Origin of the sequence: Microbacterium sp. dk485 (assembly GCF_004570445.1) — a bacterium.
Taxonomy (GTDB): domain Bacteria; phylum Actinomycetota; class Actinomycetes; order Actinomycetales; family Microbacteriaceae; genus Microbacterium; species Microbacterium wangchenii.
Genome location: NZ_SPQW01000001.1, coordinates 755,711 through 771,749 on the forward strand (window position 1 = coordinate 755,711; position 16,039 = coordinate 771,749).

The 16,039-nt window shown below is 64.3% G+C and carries 11 protein-coding genes; 6 read left to right on the forward strand and 5 right to left on the reverse strand.

Translation table 11 applies throughout. From position 1 onward, the window contains the following. Nucleotides 1–34: 34 nt before the first annotated feature. From E4V99_RS03460 to E4V99_RS03470, 3 genes are read left to right on the forward strand one after another with little or no spacing between them, the layout of a single operon-like run. Nucleotides 35–1,159 carry a glycosyltransferase gene (locus E4V99_RS03460; protein WP_135116449.1) on the forward strand — a complete coding sequence of 375 codons (1,125 nt, stop codon included), beginning with the start codon at nucleotides 35–37 and terminating at the stop codon, nucleotides 1,157–1,159. 43 nt (nucleotides 1,160–1,202) lie between these two features. After that, entirely contained in the window at nucleotides 1,203–2,219 is a 1,017-nt protein-coding gene (locus E4V99_RS03465; RefSeq protein ID WP_167758061.1) for a glycosyltransferase family 1 protein, read from the forward strand. Next, nucleotides 2,212–3,153 carry a glycosyltransferase family 2 protein gene (locus E4V99_RS03470; RefSeq protein ID WP_135116451.1) on the forward strand — a complete coding sequence of 314 codons (942 nt, stop codon included), beginning with the start codon at nucleotides 2,212–2,214 and terminating at the stop codon, nucleotides 3,151–3,153. Before E4V99_RS03465 ends, E4V99_RS03470 begins: the two co-directional genes overlap by 8 nt. A 33-nt stretch (nucleotides 3,154–3,186) precedes the next feature. On the opposite strand, the gene E4V99_RS03475 is transcribed toward E4V99_RS03470, so the two are convergent. From E4V99_RS03475 to E4V99_RS03485, 3 genes are all read right to left on the reverse strand, one after another. Then, nucleotides 3,187–4,590 carry an oligosaccharide flippase family protein gene (locus tag E4V99_RS03475; protein WP_167758062.1) on the reverse strand — a complete coding sequence of 468 codons (1,404 nt, stop codon included), beginning with the start codon at nucleotides 4,588–4,590 and terminating at the stop codon, nucleotides 3,187–3,189. 137 nt (nucleotides 4,591–4,727) lie between these two features. After that, the gene (locus E4V99_RS03480) at nucleotides 4,728–5,840 is read right to left on the reverse strand and encodes a polysaccharide pyruvyl transferase family protein (RefSeq protein ID WP_135116453.1); all 1,113 of its coding nucleotides are present in this window, start codon (nucleotides 5,838–5,840) and stop codon (nucleotides 4,728–4,730) included. A 14-nt stretch (nucleotides 5,841–5,854) separates the two neighbouring features. Beyond that, nucleotides 5,855–6,790, reverse strand: a complete 936-nt coding sequence (locus E4V99_RS03485) for a nitroreductase family protein (protein ID WP_167758063.1) — start codon at nucleotides 6,788–6,790, stop codon at nucleotides 5,855–5,857. A gap of 2,035 nt (nucleotides 6,791–8,825) precedes the next feature. On the opposite strand from E4V99_RS03485, the gene E4V99_RS03495 reads away from it, so the two are divergent. Further along, nucleotides 8,826–10,127 (forward strand): O-antigen ligase family protein, encoded by a 1,302-nt coding sequence (locus E4V99_RS03495; RefSeq protein WP_135116456.1) that lies wholly within the window; start codon nucleotides 8,826–8,828, stop codon nucleotides 10,125–10,127. 263 nt (nucleotides 10,128–10,390) lie between these two features. On the opposite strand, the gene E4V99_RS03500 is transcribed toward E4V99_RS03495, so the two are convergent. Next, nucleotides 10,391–11,428, reverse strand: a complete 1,038-nt coding sequence (locus tag E4V99_RS03500; protein WP_135116457.1) for an acyltransferase — start codon at nucleotides 11,426–11,428, stop codon at nucleotides 10,391–10,393. Between the two features lie 263 nt (nucleotides 11,429–11,691). On the opposite strand from E4V99_RS03500, the gene E4V99_RS03505 reads away from it, so the two are divergent. Next, nucleotides 11,692–13,131, forward strand: coding sequence for an HNH endonuclease signature motif containing protein (locus E4V99_RS03505; protein WP_135116458.1), 1,440 nt, complete (start codon nucleotides 11,692–11,694; stop codon nucleotides 13,129–13,131). 56 nt (nucleotides 13,132–13,187) lie between these two features. Further along, entirely contained in the window at nucleotides 13,188–13,580 is a 393-nt protein-coding gene (locus tag E4V99_RS03510) for a PLD nuclease N-terminal domain-containing protein (protein WP_209305581.1), read from the forward strand. Between the two features lie 70 nt (nucleotides 13,581–13,650). Here the strand turns inward: E4V99_RS03510 and E4V99_RS03515 are convergent, their stop codons facing one another. Then, complete coding sequence (locus E4V99_RS03515; protein ID WP_167758065.1) at nucleotides 13,651–15,906, reverse strand: serine hydrolase; 2,256 nt, start codon at nucleotides 15,904–15,906, stop codon at nucleotides 13,651–13,653. Between the last annotated feature and the right edge of the window lie 133 nt (nucleotides 15,907–16,039).

Below are 16,039 nucleotides of genomic sequence, written 5' to 3' on the forward strand. Positions count from 1 at the left end.
CTCCTCACACCGCCCGCCCGACGAAAGACACGTAATGCAACCCTCTACACGGCCGTCCGTCGCGATCATTGGTACACGCGGGTACCCCAGCTACTATGGCGGCTTCGAGACGGCAGTTCGCCACTTGGCTCCGTACTTGGCGGAGTCCGGCTGGGATGTCACTGTGTATGGGCGCCGGGGAGCCACGAAACCTGAGGATTCGGCGCGCGACGAACGCGTCCAGAGCGTATTGACGAGGGGCGTCGAGTCAAGTTCACTCAGCACCTTGAGCTACGGGCTAACCGCATCATGGGACGCGGCCATACGGCGACCTCCGAGCGCCGCCCTCGTAATGAATGTGGCGAACGGGTTCTTCCTTCCCTTGCTCAGCGCGAAGAACATCCCAACGCTTGTCAACGTCGACGGGATCGAGTGGGAGCGACAGAAATGGGGGCGGCTCGCAAAATCGATGTTTCGCGTCGGCGCCAAACTCACGGCGCGATACGGTACCGAACTCGTCTTTGACGCGAAAGCCATCGGCGACCGCTGGAGGTCAGAATTTGGTCGAGATGGCGTGTTCATCCCCTATGGGGGGACTGCGCCGGGCGAGCTTGAGCCTGTGCCGCAGTTCGCTGCTGGCACATATGCACTCGCAGTCGCGCGTTTCGTTCCTGAAAACACCATTCCGGAATTCTTGGAAGCAGCGACAATCCTCGCCAAGAATCACCCCGTCGTCATAGTGGGCTCTACCGGCTACGGGGGGGATCTGGACGCCCGGGCGCAGGCGCTCGTCGATTCGGAGCCCAACGTCCACTGGTTGGGACACGTCAGCGACGACACCTTGCTATTCGCACTCCTGCGTAACGCCGGCGTGTACTTCCACGGTCACAGCGTGGGAGGCACCAACCCGGCACTGGTTCAGGCGATGGCCTGCGGTGCACCGATCGTCGCGCGCGACACAATTTACAATCGCGAAGTCCTCGGCGATGCCGGCGTCTTCGTGGAGCCAACCCCGCACGCGATCGCAGCGGGTTTGGAAGCCATGATTACATCACCCCATTCTCGAGCGTTGGCCCGTCAAAACGCACTCGCGCGGAGTGCGGAACTCTACACGTGGGAATCGGTCTGCGCGGCGTATGAGCGAGCCCTGAGGAAGCTAATCAATGCGCGTGCTCTTTGACGGATTTTGGTGGGCGAAAGGGCCGACCGCGAACCAGACCGTGATGCGTGAATTCGTCCTCGGCTGGCATCGGGCGTTCCCGGGCGACGAACTCGTCGTGGCCGTAAGACGAAAGCACCTGACGTCGATCGAAATGCCCACAGGAATCAAGCTGACTCACACTCGGCTCGCGCCCCAAGCTCTCGCTAACTCCCTCGAAATTCCTGTGTTGGCGAAGCGTCTCGGGGCCGACGTGGCGATCGCTCACAACTACACCCCACTCTTCGGTAAGTCCCTGGTGTTCATTCACGACCTTCTATTCGAAGAGCATCCCGAGTGGTTCTCATGGAAGGAGCGCCTCTACTTCTCTCCCATGGCACTGATGGCACACCGAGCCCACGTCGTCGCGACCTCGTCCCGCACTGAATCCCTCCGCATCGAACGACTTCACTCTCGGCTTGCCCCTGTAGCCGCCGTTGGTTTGGGAGTATCGACCCAACTAGCGCGAAGCCCAGCGCAGAGGCCCAGCCAGCTGGACACTGTTGATGCCTTCGCCGTGTCAGTGGGCAGGCTGAATCGACGAAAGAACCTCGGGGTTGCCCTGGAGGGCGCGCTCCGATCGCAACGAATCACAAGCGACCGTCCGCTCGTGATTGTGGGAAGCTCTGGGTATTCAGGCGTCGGTGCAGAGCTGCCACCCTCTGTACGCAACGGCATAAATGACGGACGGCTGATCTTCTTGGGACACATTTCCGACGCCGAACTCCGTTGGACGTACGAAAACGCCGACTTCCTACTGTTCCTCTCAAGGGACGAAGGCTTCGGATTACCGCCCGTCGAATCTCAGTATTTTGGAACGCCTGTGATCGCCTCCGATATTGCCGTGATGCGGGAGGTCGTCGGGGAGAGCGGGGTCTTTGTTGACCCGGACTCCCCCGACGCCGTGGCCCGAGCCATTGACAAGGTCCGCCTCTTCTCGTTGCCGAATGACGAACACCCGGAGAACGCTTGGGAGCGCGCTGCGGGGCTTATGAGGGCTGCCGTCCTTCGCACCTCCGGGAGAGGCCAGCAGAATGACTGAACCAATCGGAGTCGACTCGTTCGCGGTCGTCATAGTCACCTACAACAGCAGCCATGTCATTCGCGATGCGATTCACGCGCTGCCGCCCGACGCCCGTTTGGTTATCGTGGACAACGCTTCGAGCGACGACACACTCGACGTCGTCCGGGCTACCCGCCCTTCAGCTGATCTGATCGAGCGCGATTCCAACGACGGCTTCGCGGTTGCCGTGAATGCCGGAATCGCTAGCGCGGATGCTGAGTATGTTCTCCTGTTGAATCCCGACGCGGTAATTGGAAACGACTCTATTTCCGGCGCGGTGAACGCCCTCCAACTGAACAAGAACATCGGGATCCTCAGCCCGCAAGTTGTGGAGGGCGACGGCACGCTATCTACTGCGGCCGGCGGCTTTCCTCCGACCATCTGGAGAATGCTCACCCACGCAACTGGCCTCTCCCGACTCGCGCGCTGGCTTCCTCTCCTTCGCGGGCACTACCTCCTGAGAAATGCGATGCCGAAAGACGGTCTCCTTGACGTGGATTGGGTCAGCGGCGGCTGCATGTTCATTCGTCGAAGGGTGTGGTCCGAGCTTGGCGGGCTAAGCGAACGCTGGTTCATGTACGCGGAGGATGTCGAGTTTTGCCTGCGGGCGCGAGACGCTGGCTGGCGAGTGGTCATGGCGCCAGGGCTTATGGCGCACCACGCCGTTGGCGAAAGCAGCGCAGGCGAACTGCAAATCAAGACGGTGTGGCTCGAGAATCTCTTTGACCTGTACCGCAGCCACTACGCCGCTGGGTGGGCCCGCAGCGCACTGTGGCGCCTCATTGTCGGCGGCGGCTTTGCCACTCGAGCAATTGCCACTGCTCTCCGTCCCGCGGCGTCCCGCGAGGCCCGTGTGCACGACCGAATGCGTTTCACAGCGTACGCACGCGCAGCCCTCTCGGCGGGTCGCTAACCAACCGAGGCGAGGCGCGCGGCGAGGCATACGTCAAAGCCGTGCCCGCGCGAGATCTCTCACCTGGTCAAAAGGTAGGTGTCGGCGAAGGATTATCGCTGTCAAAGCTTGAAGTAGGACGTAGACACCCGCGACGATGACGGGAAGATTTTCACCCCCGAAGGACCGGTTCAGAACAGCACTTACCATCGCAACGAGGACCGCCGGTGGAAGCACGAGAACAAGAACGGGGCGCGCGCACACCTCTACCCAGCTCCGAAGGGACAACCCGAGTCGTCGACGCGCTATTACGATGTTGAGCGGCACGACGATGATTAGCGGCGCGCTCAAACCGACGGCGATGCCTACTATGCCGAGCTGTCCCGCCAAGACGACGGAAAGGCAAATGGCGCTTACCATCCACACTGCATTACTCACTAGGTAAAGGCCCGGGATACCGCGGGAGTCTGCCGCCATGGCGAGGGGGATGTACAGGGAGTTGACCGCAAGACCGGCCAAAAACGCGGTAAGGGTCCAGGAGACCGTCGTCACGGGCGCGCTGTCCCCCAGCCACGCCGGGATGAGCCACGGAGCCGCAAGAAGGCCGGTTACTGAGATTACGGACGCCGCAGCGGTCACCAGGAAGCAGAGCGCAAGAAGCGTGCGCTGTGCGACTTGAGGGTCGGACAGGTAAAGACGGCTGAGCGCGGATCGGAACGGTTCAATGAGCCAGCTAAGAACCTGGCGCGCCGCCGTGTATACCCTGAAGGCTGCTGAGTAGTACGAGGCGGCACTGGGCCCGAGAAGGAGCCCCGCGATGATGACTCCTGACTGCAATGTAATGGCCCCCATCAGCGACGCCCCAAAGGACCTGACGCTATACCGGAGCATCATGGTCAACGTGGTGCGGGCCTGAGAGTCCCAGCGAATGCGCACCAGCCCGCGGCGAGCAGACGAGAATAGTGCGAGTACCCCCGGCAAAACGACCCATGCCACTTCGACCATGGCGAGCGCGACAGCACTCGGCGCAAGAAGGCACACCGCCAACGTCCCGAGCACGCGCACCAGCGTCCCGATCAGCTGATTACGCTGGTCAACGGGCATCAGTCCGGCGCCCACCAACGTTGACATGAATGGCCGTAGGAGAATCGATAGGAGTGCGCAGGTCGCCAGCACCGCGAGCCAGAAGCCGTCCGACTCCGGCAACGCTTGGGCGACTTCATCAGATGTGACGTATAGCAGCGCTAGGACGAAATACAGCGGGATGAGGAGCAAGCAGGCGCTGCTGTTCCAGAGCAGGCCCGCAGAGAGGAAGCGCGCGGGCGCCCCCTTGGCGTTGCCCGCTCGCGATTGGGCGGAGAAGAACACGATGGCGGCGCCGACCCCGAGATCCGAGTACTGCGACAGTGCCACAGCCGTGAAGAGCACGAGCCATACGCCGTAGGGACCGCTTCCCACCGTGGCCAGGATCAGCGGCAAGAGTAGCAAGCCGGCAAGCAGTGACGAGGACCCTGTAATGGCGCTCGTCAAGACGCCCGCGCGCGCGCTGTGTTCGCCCGTCCCCATCGACTAACCCCGTCTGGATAGAGAAGGACTCACCGCTGGCCTCGGAGAGCATTGACCGCCCGGTCAAGATACTCCCTAGACGCTCCTCGGGCCGCGTCCAATCGCGAGTTTACGAGCGACCAGTTTATTGCCGACGAGTCACAAGAGACTCCGTCACTGACCAAACGGTCGGCCAGTCCGGCTACTTCGAGCACACTCCGTAACCGGTCGCCGTATGTTCCGGGCAGCACAACGGAGAACGGAACATTGAAGATCAAGCTGAACGCAGTCCCATGAAACGAGTCCGTTATCACATATTCAGAATGGCGGAACAACGACACCCACTCACGCAGCGTCGGCTGCGTTACCCGGTGTCTACTCGAAGGTCTCGAGCCCCGGATATCAATTCGGGTGGCCTGCACTCCCAACTTCTTCTCTGCTCGTGCTACCACCGCATCAAACTGCGGGCTCTGGTTGAGTTGGTAGACGACCAGCCGACGGCTGTTGTCTTTCGGCGCGGTCGCGAAATCCCTCCAGAAGCAGGGGTTTACCGCAAGGACGGGGTCGAGCGTGTGCGTGCTTTCGACTCCCATCTCGGCGAGCATCTCCACACCTGAACGTTCGCGCACAGACACTGCGGCGAATTTGGGGAGTTCTGCCCTGGCCAGCGCGCTCGTCGCGTCGTCAAGGTTGCTACGCCCGAACGACGACGAGAAAGAGATCCGGCGTGCACTAGCCGGAGCGAACGTGAGAAAGAACGGCATAGAGCCACCAACGTTATAGTCGCCGTTCCATACTTGATCACTGCCCACGCAGAAAACATCCGCCACGGGAGGATTTCGCTCGAGTTCGATCGGCGACATGTACCTCGTCCCCGAAAGGGAGAAGGACTCCTCGATGAAGTCGTTGAAGACAATCCGGTTCCGCTTTACCCACCGTGACTTAAGCGCGCGGAAGGGAAGGCGCATGAACGGATAGCGTGCCCACCGCGAACGGTCGAAGTAGTCATCTACGCCGTCGGCCAGATCAGGCCGCCAGTAGTCTACGACTTCAACCTGAGCACCAGTTTGACGCAATAGCTCCTGAGTGGCGAAGGCCTGCAGGACTGACCCGTAATTCTTGACTCGGTGGAGCGTGATGAGAGAGACCTTAGGTGCATTCATTTCTTCTTGCGGCCTCAGTGCTCAGTCAGGACAGCGTCGAGATCAAGCCGCTCGGAGCGCGCGCGCCTCGAGTTGGGCGCGGGGTAGCCGAATGCGATCATGCAAATGACATCCTCGTGCTCCGGGATGCCGACCGTGGCGCGAAGCTTCCTAGTCGCCGTGACCCCCATAGACCAGTTGAGCATGCACGAAGCAATAGCGTGTGCATGTAGTGCCCAAACGAAGGTCATAGCGAAGAGAGCTCCATCGATCCATCCTTGGTTCCGCTCCGTCGATTCGCTGAAGGCGCGGCGGTCCGCGGTCACGATTGCTAGATGAGAAACCGTCTGACCAAAGCCGCGGTTCCCGCTTTGCAAGGCGAGAGCGGCCGCTATGTCAGCACGGTCACTGAGATAGTGAACTCGTGCACCTTGACGGTTGCACACCGAAGGGGACCGCTGGGCGAGGGCTACGATCGATCGGACCTCCTGGCGATCGATCTTCCTATTCGGGTCGAAGTTGCGGCACGAACTGCGAGTCAGGAAGAACTCGGGGGCGGGCCCAAGAGGGGCCGTCGAATCGATGAGTGGGGAGGCCGCTTCGCTGATGATGCCGCGGTCGTTCCAGAGGGCGAGCGCCTCACGGGCCCTGGAGGCCGACTCGCGGACGACCGGATCGACGTCCTCGACCCCAGCCTCGCTCAGAATTCGGTTCAAGTTCGCTTCAGCAGCGGCGCCGAAGGGTCGCCGCACCTCTGGGAAAGTGAGTGCCTTCTCAACTTGGTGGTACCAGAAGGTGAGATCTCGTTGCCGTTGCGCCGCGAGCTGCCTCCTGGGCGCTGTCCACGAACTGGATCTGACGTATGCCCTTCGATCGACCGTGTACTCGCGGTAGATCCGGAGTCGCGAGAGAAGAGATCGTCCTACCGTCCCAAGAACCGGAACTTGACTGTTCTGAACCCAGTTGCTCACTCTTGACACCGGACGAGCCTAACGGACGCTTTGTTACGGGAGTTCGCACTAGTATGTGAACACTGTTGGCGCGCACGCAGGAGCGTCGCCCGCGACGCCCCCCTCCCGGTCAGGAAGTAGACCTCGGTCACGCCCTCCATGAGTTCCCCGACATCGGCACACGAGCCAAAGCCCCGCGTTTTCGTCTTCCTGCGGCATGGGTTAGGCGAAACGGCGTGGGAAAGCATGCGGGAGGCTGGCGTTGCGTGGGAGGAATCTCCCTACGGGTACGGACGAGCTGCCAAGTGGTTTGATTTGCATTGGTCGCGAGACCGCCAGGATTCGCGCACGGGCCGATTCGCCCGCAGGGCACTTAGAAGGGTCCTCGGCTTTGACCTCATGCACGCTTGGCATAACCGACGTGCCATATATGAGGCGGACGCGGTGTGGACACACACCGAGTTCGAGCACCTCGCTGTAGCAGCGCTAAAGGCATTGCGATTGAGCAGACCGTCGTTCGTGACGCTCGCTCAGACCGTTTGGCTGTGGGACTCGTGGGGGAGCTACTCCCGGCTGCGGCGAGCCCTTCTCGCTCGACTGCTGCGCCGCCACGACAAGGAGCTGGTGCTCAGCCGTGCGAACCACATGGTTTCGGTGGCAGCCGTTCCGAACCGAGTCGTCAGCATCGTGCCGTTCGGCACTGAACTGCCCACTGTGAAGCGAATTGGCAGGCAGGACCGCCGGCCAGTCGTAGTCGCTGTGGGAAACGATAAGCACCGCGACTGGGCTACACTCGCGGCGGCCGCGCGCCAGATGGAGGATGTCGACTTCATTGTGCACTCCAGTGCCGCGGCGGCCTTGAATGTTCGTTGGCCGCGCAACGTGGACCTGAGACGGCACTCGGTCACCACCGACGTGCTTGCGTCGTATGCGGAAGCGAACGTCGCGGTAGTGCCCTTAGTCGAGAATCTCCATGCCTCGGGCATCACCGTCGCAATGGAGGCAATGGCATCCGGAGTGCCTCTCGTGGCAAGTGATACCGGCGGCATCTCCGACTATGTGTCAGGCCCAGGTTGTCTGTTAACACCCCCCGGCGACGCGCATGAACTTGCGCGGTCGATTGGGGACGCCCTAAGCACGGAGGTTCAAGATGCGAGCCCAGAACTACGTGCGCGTCTCTTCGAGCGAGGGCTCTCACAAGAGCAGTACGTGTGGCGCCTCGTGTGGTGCACGCTGGACTTGCTTCACGCTGCCAAGCTCCCTCCGGAGGTTCATGACTTTCGCCATGTGCCCCCACCCCGACCTTCGTAATGGTCGCAACGAGGCCGCCTCCCTGGCGGGTGGCCTTAGCCTCAGCGCTCCCCCGGCCGCGCCCTGACCACTGCGGGCCAATGTAGAGCGACTTCACCGTACGCAAGAATAATTAACAGGATCACCCGCTCAACAACCCACCACGCGCCCCGGCGGAGTCCCCTACCTAATAGAGCGAACATCGTTGTTCCCACCCGTCCGGGTCCCACACCCGAACGCACACACGTTATCTTGATCGCGAACCCTTGGTAACCCTCACGCTACGAGGCCCAACCGGCGCAGCGTCAACCACCCGCGGTCGTGTTGGGAGCGCTCGAGGTCAGGCGCTGCCTGCCTGGGAGGGTGGGCCCTGGGGGATGCCATCGCACCCAAGCCCTAACCGAGCTAGTTCCGTGACGACGTCGCGCGTCGCCAGGTACCGCGAGCCCAGAGCCACGATCGAGCAGATCGCGACCGACTTCGGTGTTCACCGATGACGTTGCAGAAGCAGTTGCAGCCGTGTCACGGACGAACAAGGCGTGAAACGGGGACGTGACACGGTCGAGGGTCGGAGTTGCGGAGGCGCGAAAGCGGATCCCGTTGCTTGGACAACAGTCCAGTTCGGTTCGTTTCAGGCGGTGCAAACAGACCTGGGCACAGCATGTCCGCGGTGACATTCGCCACCGTATTCGTCAGCACTCCCACAGTTATCCTCCCACCTCGCGACGGGGACCGGCACGAGAAGCCCAGCAGATAGCATCGGGATATGACCTCGCCCGCCGCGGATCCCGTAGTAAGGGAAGTCGCAGCGAGCGAGCGTCTGCTCGCTGGGGTATTTATGTCCCTGCTGCTCGTGCACCTCCCGGGCCTCTCCCTCGTCCCTGCCTCCGTCCCGCCAGCACTGTTTCTGGCGATTCCGATGCTCTCCACCGCAGGTAAGGCGATCCGCCGCCTCTCTTTTTGGACCGCGGCCGCCGTTGCGACAGGTGGCATATCGCTCTGGGTCTCGGTGAGCTCGGGCCTCCCGGCGCCGAGGTTCGACACATGGGCGTCGGTGGCGCTGTGGATCGTCGCCATCCCGCTACTTCCCGCTGCTGCGATGTGGTCCATGAAGCGGATACGCCCGCGGACCGCCATTCTCTTGATGCTCGGCGGTGGGATCGTCAGCACGCTCCTCAACGCAGGGTTTGCCTGGAAGGGCACGCTCGGCATCTTTGTGACCGGCTTCCTCCTCATCCTCCTCGCCCGACATGCCTTCCTATCGTTCGCCGCGCTCTTCCTCGTCGTCATCGCCAGCTTCCTCAGCGATGCGCGCTCGATGGCGGTGGCTGCCGTAGCGGCACTGATTGTTCAGGTGATCCTCTCGGCCAAGGGCGTCCGGCGACGCGCGTTCTGGCGTGCCGCGGCCCTCGCCGCTGGGATTGGCGCTGCGCTGCTCATCGCACCGCGGCTGCTGACCTCGGGTATTGCCGGCGCGGCCACCCAGGCGCGCACCCTCGACCAGCTAAGCCGAGGAAACCTGATCTTCGGCGTCCGCGCCGAGTGGGCGGCCACCATTGAGTTGCTACAGCAGCGCCCCCTCGGGTTCGGCATCGGCGTGCAACCCTCGCCGTCTGACGCTGGCGGGGCGATCGGGGCCGTGCAAGCAGCCGGCGGTGATTACACGGCCGCCTACTTCAGTCAGGTCGTACTCGGCGACCGCGTCGACCTGCACTCCACGGCCGCCAACCTCTGGTTCCATTTTGGACTCGCTGGTATCGCTGTCGCCATTCTCCTCGCCGTCATCCTTCTCCGCGGCATCCGCGACTCAAGCGCAACCGCTGCGACGCTCGGGATGGGCGGGATCTTCCTGATGCTGATGGCGTTCTGGGATCTCTTGTTCTCGCCGATGGCCGACCTGGGACGACTCTTGGCCGGTGTCATCATCGCGCTCAGCGTGGCCTTCCTCTCGCGCGGCGTTCAGCCAGGAGATATCAGTTTGGCCACGGAGAGAAGTACAACAAGGCGACCGCGGCTACCCCGAACCCACCGCCAACAATCACTCCGAACCGGGTACCGGGCGGGCTAGCGAGCCACTCGCACCGGATACGGCGTGTCTCGAAACGCGCCAGCTACCAGGGACGTGCGGCTGCACGCGTTGGATCCGCAGGGCGCGCCTCGCGGACTGGCGCGTACTCGTACCGGAGCGGTATGACCGTGCGCCGACAAGCGCCAACAACGCAGCGACGAAGACACGGCGGAGACGATCATCAGCGTCATGGGGACCTGCTAGAGGTGAGCATTCCAATCTCACTGCTGTGGCCGACGTAACTGTCTTTCGGCCACAGCGGCTCACTCTACGAGGACGGTTTGCTCTCGCCGCGTCGGAGTCAGCTTCCGCCCTCGCGTGATTGACGGTTTCTCGACGAGCAAGTGAATCGCCCATGCGATCGCCAGCGACGCGGTGACGTTGAGCGGCACGTACAGGAGGGGCGCGCCGACCAGTGGCGCAAGCGCAGCCATCACGACCTCGTGAAACAAATACAGTGCATAGCTGGTCGCTCCGAGCGAGAGCAACAATTTCGGGGTCTCGCGGGAACGGAGGGCGTAGGAAACTGCGAACACGGCGGCCCCCGCGTAGTACGAAATGAGGAACGACATGACTGTTCCGCTTGTGCCGCGAGAGTCGCCTTCGACGAGCCAGGCGGCGACCGGCATGATGGTTAGGCCAACGATTACGAGCGTAGTCAGCGCGCGAGATCGATTGCGCTCCCGGAGGTAGAGCGCGAAGCCGACGCTGCCCGTGTACATCATCAGCGGCATGACCGCCGAGAAGTCCGTTCCGAAGGCGAAGTTTCCGATGCCCATCGCGACGAACAGGCCAAGCCAGGCAAGTCCGAGCCAAACGGTCTTGTCCAAGAGTCGTGTGAGCTTCCCGAGGACCGACTGCGCGTAGAAGGCGATCTCGATTCCGAGCGTCCACCCGACGCCCAAGATGCTTGTCATGCCGACGAACCCCTGGATCATTGTGATGTTGACGGCAATGACGAAGATGGAGTAGTCGAGTTGCGCTTCACCCGTCGCGACTGCAGCGACGACGTACGCGATGGTCGCGAGCCAGTAAGTGGGGTAGAGCCGCCAGAAACGACGCACGGTGAAGGTCCTCGCGGTCTGTCCGGATAGCGTCAAGCCGACCACATATCCGCTGACGAGGAAGAACGCTACGATACCGACCCGGCCGAGGCTCACATACTGCGCGGACCATTCCAGATAGGCCGGGAAGGCACGCTCGAAAGGGTGCTGCACTGCGACCATGAGCGCTCCGACGCCCCGAATGCCGTCGATGTACTCGATCCGCCCGCGCTTGCTCTGCGTGACAATCTCAGTCATTATCCCCCGATGCTCGGAGGAAGCCTATCCGGGGTCGCTGCTCGAACTGTTGCGCGCGAGTAAGGTCTTCCTGCGCTCGCAAGATAGGCCCCACGCACCCTCGACATGTCCTAGCGGTCGGCAGCACAATTGGGCACATATTGCGCCTGTCGACCGACGGCCATGCGTTCTACGATGCCCTCTTTCTTTGCCTTATCAACGAGCTCTCCTGGTCCCCTCGCGATCGGCCCGGGAATGTCGGAACCCCCGAGTAGCTTCGGGTCATGGAGAACAACCCCCGGCCTGGTGAATTCAGGCCCGACGACGCCATCCGGATGCATGCCGGGCTGGCGGGGGTGCTCGAAGAGAAAGCGGCCATTGCCCGCGCGCAGGCGGCCCTCATCCGCCACCAGGCGGAGCTGGCCGCAATCGCGCTGGACGAGATGGAACGGATGACCTCACGGGCCTCGCGGGAGCGGGAGATGCCGATGCGGTCGCTCGCGGCCGAAGTGGCCTTCGCCACGCACGTGCACGACCTCACCGCGCAGAAGGAGCTCAACGACGCGTACGCGTTCGTCACCTGCTTCGCCGCGACGCTCACCGCGCTCGAAGAAGCCCGCATCTCCAAGCGGCATGCCGACGTGATCCTCGAAGTGGGCGCATCCATCGACAACGTCGATGTCCGCGAGGCGTGGGAGCACACCGTGCTCGACCGTGCGGCACGCGAGACCCCGGGCCGCACGCGCGCATTCGCGCGGCAGCTGGCCGAGGCGGTCAATCCCGTGAGCATGTCCGAACGCCACGCCGAGGCGTGCGAGACCCGCGGGGTGAGCATCGTCGACCTCGACGACGGCATGGCGCTCCTCCAGGTACGACTCCCCGCCGCCCTCGCCTACGGCATCCGCGACCGCATCCGCCAGCAGGCCCGCATCATCCGCGACGCCGCCAACGCCGAGCGCGCCCGCCGCGCCGCCGACCAAGCGGCGGCCGCCGACGACGGGCCGGCCCCGGATGCTGCTACCGCGACGGATGCGGCGGACTCGCTGCGCGACGGCCTCATGTCTCTGCCTTTCGGGGAAGCTGCCGAGACCGCGCCCGCCGAGGTGATCGACGACACCCGCACCATGGCGCAGATCGGCGCGGACCTCGTCGCCGACATGCTGCTGACCGGCGCTCCGGCCATCGATCCGGTGACCGACCGCAGCGCCGGCGGGCTCGGCGCGATCCGGGCGCATGTACAGGTGGTCGTGCCGGTACTGACCCTCGCGGGCAAGACCGACTCGGGAGCAAGTCTCCACGGACAGATCCCCATCGATCCTGAAACCGCCCGGCGCCTCGCCGGCGACGCACCGGGGTGGGACCGGGTGATGTGCGATCCCATCACCGGCACGGTCCTCGAAGTCGACCGCTACACGCCACGCGCCGACCAGCAGCGGTTCCTCCGTGCCCGCGACCAGCACTGCCGCGGATTCGGATGCCGCCAGCCCGCGCACCGATGTCAGGTGGACCACAATCACGAGCACCACGAGGGCGGCCCGACCGCGATCGGCAACCTCGCCCACCTGTGCACGCGACATCACACCCTCAAGACGGAGACCGCCTGGACCGTGCGGCAGCTCGGCGACGGCTCCCTCGAGTTCACCAGTCCCCTCGGCAACGTCTACACCGACGAGCCACCACCACGGGTGATGTTCATCCCCGACGGCGACCCGCCGCCCTTCTAGAGCTCCGCGCCTCCGCCACGTTTTCGTTGCGGCGCAAGGGCGAGTTCCGCCACGCTATGACCGTGCTGCTGCTGCCCCTGCTGCTCTTCGCGCTCCTGGTGATCGCGCTCATCGACGTCATCAGCCGCCGTGACGACCAGGTGAATCACCTCCCCAAGTTCGGGTGGGTGCTGCTCATCGTCCTGCTCCCCGTCATCGGCTCCATCCTGTGGTTCACTGTCGGGCGAGAGTGGGGAAGCCGCCGCGAACCGATGAGCTTCGGCGACCCGCGCCGGTGGGCGGCGGATGCGGCGGCCCAGCCGTCCCCGCCATCCACCCCGCACTCCACCGAGGCGCAGCTCGCCGCCCTCGAACGCGAGATCGAGATCGCCGCGCTCGAAGAGGAGATCCGCCGGCGGCGGGCATCGACCCAGCCTCTCGACCCGGAGCCGGGCGGCCACCGCAGCTGACGCATCCGCCAGGTGCGCCGAGCCCGGGACGACAGGTCGCCCCGGGCTCGGCGTGATGCCCCGGCTGCTATCAGACCCGGGCGCGCCGGCGACGGGCGCGCAGCACCGCGGCCGCTCCGGCGAGCATGGCGAGCATCGCGATCCCTGCGGTGAGCGCCAACTGATCCACACTCCCGTCGCGGCCGCTGTTCGCGAGGGCACCCCCGGCGTTCCGAGGGTCACCGGAGCCCGCCGCGATCCCGGCCGGGTCACCCGGCGCGGCGGGAGCACCCGGCGTTCCCGGGGTCGCCGGCGTCGTCGGCGTTCCCGGGGTCGTCGGCGTCCCGGCGGTCGGTGCCGTCGCGAGCAGGTAGTCGTGCACGGCGGTTCCGATGCGCTGGAGGAACGGGTTGGCGACGGCCTGCACATCGCCGGTGAAACCCGGCCGCACGGTCGAGAACACCGACAGGGTGATCTCCTGCCCGGGCAGGAGCACCATGCCGACGTCGTGGCTGACCTCGGCGTTCTCGCCCGTCTTGTGGGCCAGGATCCCGGCCGGAACGGTCGCACCGAGCTTGGTCTTCACCTGCTGCGCGAGCATCAGATCGATGATGTGCTCGGCCGACGCCGCCGACAGGAACGACGTCGCGCGAGCGGTCGGCGACGTGTTCGCCGCTTCGTAGATCCGCGTGAGCAGCTCGTTCATGCCCGAGGGCGTGAGCCAGAGGTCGCCGTCGGGCGGCACGATTCCACCGAACATCTTGCGCCCGAAGTGCAGGTCGGTGCGCGGAACGCCGGCCGACTCGATCGTCGCGTTGATGGGGCCGAAACCGCCGACGACATCCACGAGCTTGTTGGTGGCGGTGTTGTCGCTCACCGTGATCATGAGGTCCAGCATCCGCCCGATCGACACGTCCTGGGGGAAGGTGCCGTCTTTCAGGATGCCGCTGCCTTCGTAGCGCTCCTCGGGAAGGATCGTGCGGATGTCGTCGAGAGTCAGCATCCCGGCTTCGACCTGTTGCATCACGGTGACGGCGAGCGCCATCTTGATGGTGCTGGCGGTGGTGGACCGGTCCTGCTTGCCGGCGAACAGCGACCGGCCGTCGTAGTAACCGGAGAGATCCTCGATCGCCACCCCGAGGTCGACGCCCGCGGCGGTCGCCTCGTCGATGATGGGGGTGATCGCGGCCTCGAGCTCGGGCCAGCCGGTCGAGACGGGCACCGACGGGGCGGGGGTCGGATCGTATCCGCCGACCCAGGTCAGCGCGGAGAAGGTGATGTCGCCGTAGAAGGCACGGAGGATGTCGCCGGCGGAGCGCTGTCCTTCGCTGCTGTTCCAGAACATGACGACGCTCTCGTCGCGATCCGGGAAGGCGAGGAAGAAGGCCTTTCGCGAGCCGTTGTCACCCCAGTGCCACACGCCCTGTCCGAGCTCGCTGTCTTCCAGCCCGATGCCGAGGCCCCAGTCGATGAAGGGGTTGGCCGGGTTGGCGGCGTCTCGCACGGCGTCGGAGGAGGGGGCGAGCCACTCCTCGTGCAGTGCGGGCGAGAGGCCCTCCCCGTTGATGACGGCACGCTGCAGGAAGGTCGTGTAATCCAGCCCGGTGGTCTGGAGCGTGTACGCGGTGTTCCCGCGCGTGTAGGTGCTCATCGCCCCGGGGGTGCCGGATGCGTCGTGCCCGACGATCGTGCGGGGAGCATCGGCCGCGCGGTACGACAGCGTCGTGTTCGTCATCCCGAAGGGCACGAAGACCTCGTCGTGCAGGATCTGGTCGAACGGGCGGCCATCGAGGTGCTCGATGACGCTCTGCAGGAGGAAGAACCCGTCACCCGAGTAGCTGAACGACGTGCCCGGCGTCGTGCCGGGCACGAGCAGCGTCGTCTCGGAGTTGACCGCGCCGGCCCAGTTGGGGAATCCGGTCGTGTGGTTCAGGACCATCCGGGCGGTCACCGTCTGAGCTGCGGCGCTGTCGGCGATGCGGGGTGAGGGGTAGTAGTCCCACAGCGGAGTGTCGAGGTCGATCTGACCTGCGTCCACGCGCTTGAGGAATTCGTACGCTCCCACCACCTTGCTCAGCGACGCCGCCTGGAAAAGCGTGTCTTCGGCGACCGGAACTCCGGTGGCGGTGCTCTGCACCCCGAACGTGTAGCTCTCCGTCGTGGTGCCGACGCGGTGGACGACCTGGGCTCCGGGGATGCCGCGTGCATCCAGTGCTGCCGCGATCGTGTCTTCGACGTCACCGGGGGCGGCCGTGGCGGCGCTCGCGGGGGCGATGGCGAGGACCACTGCCATCATGGCCGCGGAGCTCGCTCCCCCTGCGCGCAGCCGGATCTTGCTCTTACTCACTGTTGTCTTGTTCCTTCGGTCACATGCGGTCGTTCCGGGGAAAGCCGGAACACTGGAAATCAACCAGCCTTGGATTTCGGCGGAGTTTCCGTCTGATCTCGCCACCGCCACCCACCTGCCGACCGCCGGTGGC